Origin of the sequence: Brenneria sp. L4-2C (assembly GCF_040240335.1) — a bacterium.
Classification (GTDB): Bacteria; Pseudomonadota; Gammaproteobacteria; order Enterobacterales; family Enterobacteriaceae; genus Brenneria.
Window position 1 is genome coordinate 1 of sequence record NZ_JBEIAC010000038.1, and the last position, 6,860, is coordinate 6,860.

At 43.8% G+C, this 6,860-nt stretch carries 8 protein-coding genes and 3 pseudogenes; all 11 read right to left on the reverse strand.

Going from position 1 to position 6,860, the window contains the following annotated elements; genetic code table 11:
- Positions 1-451: 451 nt before the first annotated feature.
- Positions 452-1,111, reverse strand: coding sequence for a pentapeptide repeat-containing protein (locus ABRZ26_RS24435; RefSeq protein WP_319606629.1), 660 nt, complete (start codon positions 1,109-1,111; stop codon positions 452-454).
- 216 nt (positions 1,112-1,327) lie between these two features.
- Positions 1,328-1,638: pseudogene (locus tag ABRZ26_RS25200) on the reverse strand (RHS repeat-associated core domain-containing protein); the annotation flags it as partial.
- 386 nt (positions 1,639-2,024) lie between these two features.
- Positions 2,025-2,330 (reverse strand): polymorphic toxin type 30 domain-containing protein, encoded by a 306-nt coding sequence (locus ABRZ26_RS25205; RefSeq protein ID WP_413556459.1) that lies wholly within the window; start codon positions 2,328-2,330, stop codon positions 2,025-2,027.
- Positions 2,313-3,139 (reverse strand): annotated as a pseudogene (locus ABRZ26_RS25210) (RHS repeat-associated core domain-containing protein); the annotation flags it as partial. The pseudogene ABRZ26_RS25210 and the gene ABRZ26_RS25205, both read right to left, overlap by 18 nt.
- Positions 3,140-3,188: 49 nt before the next feature.
- Positions 3,189-3,764: a hypothetical protein gene (locus tag ABRZ26_RS24460; protein ID WP_319606633.1), complete on the reverse strand. Its 576-nt coding sequence runs from the start codon at positions 3,762-3,764 to the stop codon at positions 3,189-3,191.
- A gap of 243 nt (positions 3,765-4,007) precedes the next feature.
- Entirely contained in the window at positions 4,008-4,397 is a 390-nt protein-coding gene (locus tag ABRZ26_RS24465; RefSeq protein ID WP_319606634.1) for an Imm50 family immunity protein, read from the reverse strand.
- A 2-nt stretch (positions 4,398-4,399) separates the two neighbouring features.
- On the reverse strand, positions 4,400-4,636 hold the full coding sequence (locus ABRZ26_RS24470; RefSeq protein WP_349830387.1) for an HNH/endonuclease VII fold putative polymorphic toxin: 237 nt from the start codon (positions 4,634-4,636) through the stop codon (positions 4,400-4,402).
- A gap of 155 nt (positions 4,637-4,791) precedes the next feature.
- Positions 4,792-4,908, reverse strand: a pseudogene (locus ABRZ26_RS24475) (RHS repeat-associated core domain-containing protein); the annotation flags it as partial.
- A 290-nt stretch (positions 4,909-5,198) separates the two neighbouring features.
- On the reverse strand, positions 5,199-5,618 hold the full coding sequence (locus tag ABRZ26_RS24480) for a hypothetical protein (RefSeq protein WP_319606635.1): 420 nt from the start codon (positions 5,616-5,618) through the stop codon (positions 5,199-5,201).
- A 317-nt stretch (positions 5,619-5,935) separates the two neighbouring features.
- Positions 5,936-6,664 carry an immunity protein PIM1 family protein gene (locus ABRZ26_RS24485; protein WP_319606636.1) on the reverse strand — a complete coding sequence of 243 codons (729 nt, stop codon included), beginning with the start codon at positions 6,662-6,664 and terminating at the stop codon, positions 5,936-5,938.
- Between the two features lie 57 nt (positions 6,665-6,721).
- A partial coding sequence (locus tag ABRZ26_RS24490) for an IS3 family transposase (protein WP_319606637.1) occupies positions 6,722-6,860 on the reverse strand: 139 nt, incomplete at its 5' end.

The window sequence follows — 6,860 nt, forward strand, 5'->3', positions numbered from 1 at the left end:
CATCCGGAACGCTGGTCAGGGAGGACGAGAAACTGGCAGCCGACAGGCGTGGTGACATTGAATCCGGAGCGGGAAAAACAGGTGGTATAAATTAACCGGGGGTGCCAACTATCTTGACACTTACCGCGGTTTCGCGGTCCAGATACTGGCCCTGTATGCGCAGGTTCTGGGCGAAGCCGGCTCCCTGAAGCGAGGTCTCGCGCAGCAATTTGTGGCGGCGGGGCAGGCTGACCACGTCGGTCAGGCGGTGTTCAGTATCGTAGCGGTACTGTCAGCGGGTGTGGTCGTTGTCTTTTTCGACGGTGCGGCCGTGGACGTGTCGTAACGCCAGCGGATGCCGTTCAGCTGGGTGACGCGGTTATGGATAGGCGGGCGGGCATCAAAGTAATATATTGGTATAGCAACCCAAAAAACTGGAAAGATCCAGAGAGGATTTTTCCAGCAATGCTATTTATAAAAACTTTAATTTATCCGCAACAGAACAACTCGCGATTTGGGCCTCCGATGGTCTCGTATTCACAAATGTACTGCCCGATATATTAGTTCCAGAAAATTTAGCATCATCAAAGATGCAATTGTCAAAATAACAAGTATAAAAACTAGATTTTGCCAAATTAGATTTAGTAAAATCACAATTAATAAACTTCTTACCACTAACTAAAACATCTCTCATTTTAGCTTTAATAAAATGGCAGGAGTTAAAATCTGCATTTATTCTAGTGGATTCAAATACCGCACCACTAAAATCACAGTCCGTAAGTATTCCCGATAAATTGGCTGGCATTTCAGCATCAATAAAAACACAACCTTCTATTATTGTATCAATGAAACTTCCACCTCGGGACATACCATATCCATCAATAATCTCATGTAGCGAATGAGAATACGAAAAATCAATATTGTATATATGATGATATTTGGACGGTTCCCTAAAAGGAAATCCTCTAAAATCTATTTTACTTCTTTCTGTTAATCCAAAAGGCTGAAGCATCCAACGAACATTAGGGGTACTCTTATCTTTCCAGTTCTCTTTTTTAAGGCCACGATTGATCTCAAAATCTAACTCCGCAGACCATCGTCCCCTTAACTCTTTTTTTAACTTCCTGCTCATATAAGCCACCTTAATAAAGGATATTAATCAACCAATCAGTCACGCCATCAACATTATATTTCCTGATTTTAGGTGCCTGACCGGGCGTTGTTATATCAAATACCGCAACTTTGCCATTAGGTAGTGTAGCATGATAGTCTGGACGTAAATTCCCCCACTATGACCCGGTCACATTCCTTTTAATATCCATATCTAACAAGTATCTATTATTTGCAGTTAGTTTATCTGTTGAATAGCATTTCCGCGTGATACATTTTTTAACCACTGAGGTATATGGGAATTATTCGACCAACGCTGATGTATTCTCCCCCATGGCGTATTCATATGACCACCACGATCAAGCAATCGGCTAGCACGTTGTACCGCCGTATCCAGTTCAGCCGCTGCACGATCTACAGCTCGATTACCACCAGAACCTTTACCCCCAGAACCTTTGCCGACACATGACAACCCCAACGGATCGATCCACGTCAGCGCATTTGGGGCATACTGATAAAGGTTAATCCCCCCGCCAACCCTATCGGGTCCGGCGCAATATTAAATTAAAATTTATGTTTTTTCTTTTGGCATGAAGATAAATATCACTCATGGTAAATATAGCATCGAATTTATTTTCATAAAAAATGCTTTCACAGAAAACGTTAAACAACGTGCGCCATAGTTCTTCAATTATTTCAGTATTCGCTATCAGATTGTTATTATAACTAGATGAAAACAAGTCTCGAACCGAGCCTATCAACTCATACATATTCGGTTCTTTATTCAACAAAGAGGCATTTATCTCCTTTGTTTTCTCTCTTAAAAAACAATCATATTTCAATGATATCAGAGAGCTCCCGGGAAACTCGTTGGTTTATTAATTGGTATATGAACATCATTAATTATTGATGGACTGTAATGAGGACTGTTGGGATTAAAAATTCCGGGAGGATGATAAGTTCCATTTTATATCCATACTCCTCTTGCCATCAAATACCCTAACAACCCAACCTTGGCTAGCATTTGATCCAGCCGGAGCTGAAGCATCTATTCCATGAATACGAACCGTTGATGTCCTTCCTCCAGAGTTTGTCCATTTATATTCATATCCATATTCACCAGAATAACCTTCTGGAGGAGTCAATTTGCGAACTCTGGCATGCTCAGGAATTGTTATAAGATCTGTTCCATCTGGCTTTTTAATTGTATTGCCAGACAATGAACACTTACTCAACCCCAACGGATCAATCCAAGTCAGCGGATTCGGTACATAAGCATACAGGTTCTCACCGCCCAATACCCCTATCGGGTCCGGCTGTGTAAACCGTCTGCAGCTTGGGTCGTAGTAACGAAACAGATTGTAATGCAGCCCGGTTTCCCTGTCCAGATACTGGCCCATGCGTAGGTTTTGGGAATAATCCAGCGTCTGCTGTTTTTCCCCATCGCTCAACTTGCCCCAGGCGCTGCCGTGGCCTTGCCAGCGTACGGTGCCTTCGCTGTCCGTCAGGCTTTCCGGTTCGCCGTTGGGCGCATTATGAAAATACACACCTGTGCATGCGCTATGCCGTCAATACGCGCCAGCGGCTCGTAGCTGCCCTGATCGGCATACACATAGGTGAGTGGGGTGCCATTACGGGTTTCCTGCAGCAACCGGAAGCCTTCCCACAGAAAGGTGGTGGTTTGCCGTTGCCCGGTGGGCTGGGGCAGATCCCGGATTTGCAGCCACACCTGTTTATGGGTGCGGCGTCCGAGGGGATCGTAACGGAACTGCACGTGTTGCTCCGGCTCATTGTAATGCGCGCTGTGCCGTATCACTTCGGTCAGACGATGCTCGGCGTCATAGCGATAGCGATCTTTATGCTTCTCAACCGTACGGCCGAAGGTATCGTAGCGGTAATGGATGCCTTTATAGTGCGTTACCCGGTTGTGCCGCTGGCGACATTGGCCCTCGTCCAGCAGGTTGGCGGCCGGATCGTAACGGTAATGCTCCGTATCCGGCAGGGCGCCTTCCTGTGCCAACAGGCGCCCGGCGGCATCGTAGCTATAACGGGTGCTTTCGCCCTCGGCATCAGTGACTTCCGTCAGCCAGCCCTCGGCATTAGTAGTGATAAGTCGTCTGTTTTCCGGAGCAGTCGCGGGCGCTGATTAACTGGCCCTGAGCATCATAGTCAAAGTGGCTGACACCGCTGTTGGCATCAACCGACTGCACCACCTGACCGTAGTTATCGCGCAGGGAACGTTGGTGATGGCCGAGCGCATCCACCTCGGCAACCAGCGCATGGCGTTCATCATAGTAAAAGTGATGGGCGGCGCCGTTGGCTTCCTTGATGCTGACGGGCAGCGCCCGCTGCGGCAGCCAGGTGGTCTGGCGGATATGGCCCAGCGCATCTTCTTCTTCCACCAGATTGCCGGCATCGTCGTAGCGAAATTGCCAGCGGTGGCCGAGGGGGTCGCGCGTGGCAATCAGCAGGGCATCATCGTTCCACTGGTAGTGCCACACTTCGCCGCGTTCATCGGTATATTCCGTCACCAGCTGTTGGGCGTTCCAGCGGTGTTGGTGGAGCAGGCCGTCAAATTCCGTTACCGTCGTTAAGCCGGCCGCCACATCGTAATCAATGGTGCAACCGCTGCCGCTAGCGCTGAGGTGCTCAACCACCCGCCAGTCGTCGAACATGGCCCAGCGGTATTCGAAGCGCGGGCCGCCGGCCTGTTGATAGCTAGTTAGTCCACATTACGTGGATAGGACCACCTGATCATCATTGCTGACAGCAACGAAACGCAGGAACTGCGGAAGGAACTTTATCAAGTTAAATAGGTAGTTAAGGGGATTAAAAAGGTAATTGTTTAGTGAGCTGAACGACAGTAAATAAAAAATAAACCGGGAAGACTAAGAAGACCCTTCCCGGTTTATATAATATTATTTCCAGCGCTGATCTAAGTGTGGCTTAATTTCATCTATGAACATAAAATTAGCTAGGCATCTAAAGCTAGATTCCTTATTTTCTATAGAAAGCATAATGCTGTTGTCAATTAATTTTACATCAGGGGTGCAAATAAAATTAATATTCTTCAAATTCACTTTAAGCGATAGTACCTCAGTGAATGTTAATAAAACTGAAATGCTATTGAATTCATTTTCTGTCCATTTGTTAGGAAGCTTTTTAGGAATAAATCTAGTATTAAAACGAAGAGATAGCTTTGAAATATCATGATATGTAAATGAACAAAACTCAGAGTTTTCAAGAGGTAATTCATTATCAAACATAAAGTTGATTTTTTCTTTACCGTGCGCATAATCAAACCACATACCTAGTTACTCCATGGAAAATTATAATGCTCAGGTAATCCAGGAAAACTATCATTCCTTGAGCCTGCACCTGATATAGGATCATACTCTCTTGGGTTAAAATGCGGCCCTTGATTTCCTGCCGTTCCAGGAGGTCCATAGTTGTGTCCTGCTGAATGTTCTTGTATTACAATTTTAGAACCATCGGAACGAGTATAATAATACTCCCTTGTCGAGATCGGGTTGTGATTTGTATCCATTAATTGATGACCATTTCTGTCTGTCAGTGGAATTTTATTAACAGCGGTTGGTTTTGTCCTCTGGGTATTCCTGCATCTCTTTTTACTGCATTAACAGCTACTTTCCTTGACCCAAACTGAGCACTACAACCAGCAAGACCTAACGGATCTATTCATGTCAGCGGATTAGGAACGTAAGTATAGAGGTTAATACCACCCGCCAGCCCTATTGGATCCGGTGTCGCGAGCCGGCCTACCTCTGGGTCGTACTACCTATTTGGGTTGTAATGGGTCGAGGATTTTGCATCATAGCTCATACGCTACAGCCCTTCCGTGATAGTTTTTATATTCATAAAGTCATTTTAAATCAAATAATAACAAAACACATACTGACTAAAACATAGTAGCATCTTACCTCGGCGTGGGCTGGATCGGGATAACCATGAACTGCATTTGGTGGAGGGACTGACTGACGCAGCGAGGTCTTACCGGGCAATTACTGACGTTCAGAGGGATGCCCGGCAAGGTGATGATGCTGGAAAAAATAGCCGGGAGCCCCCAGCTTAAAAATAAGCACTTTATATTATTTTCTTTTTTTTGAAAATCTCATTCCCCCAGAAATTATCTCAATGTAATACTGGTTGCTTTGTATGATATAATGTTTATATTCTGCATTATCATACTCCCTCCAGTCAGAGAAATGACTATCTCTTTCCATCATTAATTTCTTTAACCATGATGAGTCATTTACAATCCAGTAACAAGAGTTGAAGTCATCATCTTCTCTATTAGGATAGTATTGTAATCGTTTGTGCCTTTCAAACCTTACGCCCCATATTTTCTTGAAATTCAATATGCCATCAAACTTCGAGTATTTTCCAGCATCTATCCATATTTTAAAGGAGATATCTAACTCATCACCTTTGTGCTTAATACAAACATCATCATTAGGAGCTTGCCATACTGGTAGCTCAATAGGAATAGCTCTATCTTGCTCTATCATATGTTACCCCTTACATTTTTGTACTTTCGAGGTGCCATTATTAGGCAGTCCATTGTTTCTGGAACATTTAGTGAAATCTCTCAAAAGATCCGTATCCGTAATTATTTTGTATTTAATCTGCTTTGCCTTTCCTAATACTGCAATTGCCAATCGACTATTGCCATCTCTAGCTACTAATCGTCCTGTAGAACTACACGAAAGGGTCATTGGCGCCTTCATCGAAAAATTCATGTTCTACTAATTGGGCGCATTACCGAACAGTGATAAATTTAAAGTCGGAAAGCTCACTGAATTTGATACCGGTATTTTACCAACGATTATACTGGAAAGATACCAGCTTGGTATGACTTCCATAAATAACTAACAGACCAATTATCTTCTTCATTCAATGCTAGGTTTTTAGCTATTAATTCGAAATCATCTGAAATTCTGGCAGATATTTCGTCACTCCCTATAACTTTGAAAGATTCTTTGAAAGTGCATTCCCTGATTTTGTTGATAATATCTAAAGTATCTTTATTGAAGGGTTTATTTTCTAACCTATTAAAATTATCCATCCATTGACTATCAAAAGGATCTTCATCCCTGGCATCTAAAGATTTATCAATGTCAAAATTTTTCAAAAAGTTAAAAAATGACGGGGTAGATATCTTTGTATAAAGATCGTTAAGTTTATTCATGTCCATTATAAAAGCCCTTGTTAAAAATAGCCATTTTTCAATCAAATCAACAGCTTTTACTGGAGTAATATTCTCTCCCAACAAGTAGGTGCCATTAGGAGAACGCACATCAACTTTAATATCATATAATTTCGAGTAAGCATTTCTATACGCATCAAACAATTCTTTATCAGAACCAGGGAAATCCCCTTGACTTGGGCCTACATAAGCTCTTTCGGCATCATGCATTCGCCAATGGTCATGTTCTGGTTGAATTCCCCTTGGGAAAAGAGTTGGTCTCGTTTTATCTGAACGGGATACTGCAAAGGGCCTTCCTTTGGATTTCCTTCCTGAAGGAACGTGGTGCCCTGATTCACCTACTCCCATACATTTCTGCAACCCCCATGGATCGATTGATCTTGCCCAGCGACGGTGGACACTGCCTTAAGCGAGGTCTCTTTCCTCAAATTGCACCGGGCTTAGCCCGCCGTTGGCACTATGCCGTCGGTGCCGATTGTAGTCTATCTCGATATACTCGAATACCGCCGATTTCATCTCCTCCCGCGTGTTGAACCTCTCACCG

Bases quoted from the DNA above. Each gene is read 5' to 3' on its own strand.
- ABRZ26_RS24470 (WP_349830387.1), bottom strand. From the start codon at position 4,636: ATGGATACAAATCACAACCCGATCTCGACAAGGGAGTATTATTATACT.
- ABRZ26_RS24435 (WP_319606629.1), bottom strand. From the start codon at position 1,111: ATGAGCAGGAAGTTAAAAAAAGAGTTAAGGGGACGATGGTCTGCGGAG.
- ABRZ26_RS24460 (WP_319606633.1), bottom strand. From the start codon at position 3,764: ATGTTCGACGACTGGCGGGTGGTTGAGCACCTCAGCGCTAGCGGCAGC.
- ABRZ26_RS24485 (WP_319606636.1), bottom strand. From the start codon at position 6,664: ATGGGAGTAGGTGAATCAGGGCACCACGTTCCTTCAGGAAGGAAATCC.
- ABRZ26_RS24480 (WP_319606635.1), bottom strand. From the start codon at position 5,618: ATGATAGAGCAAGATAGAGCTATTCCTATTGAGCTACCAGTATGGCAA.
- ABRZ26_RS24465 (WP_319606634.1), bottom strand. From the start codon at position 4,397: ATGTGGTTTGATTATGCGCACGGTAAAGAAAAAATCAACTTTATGTTT.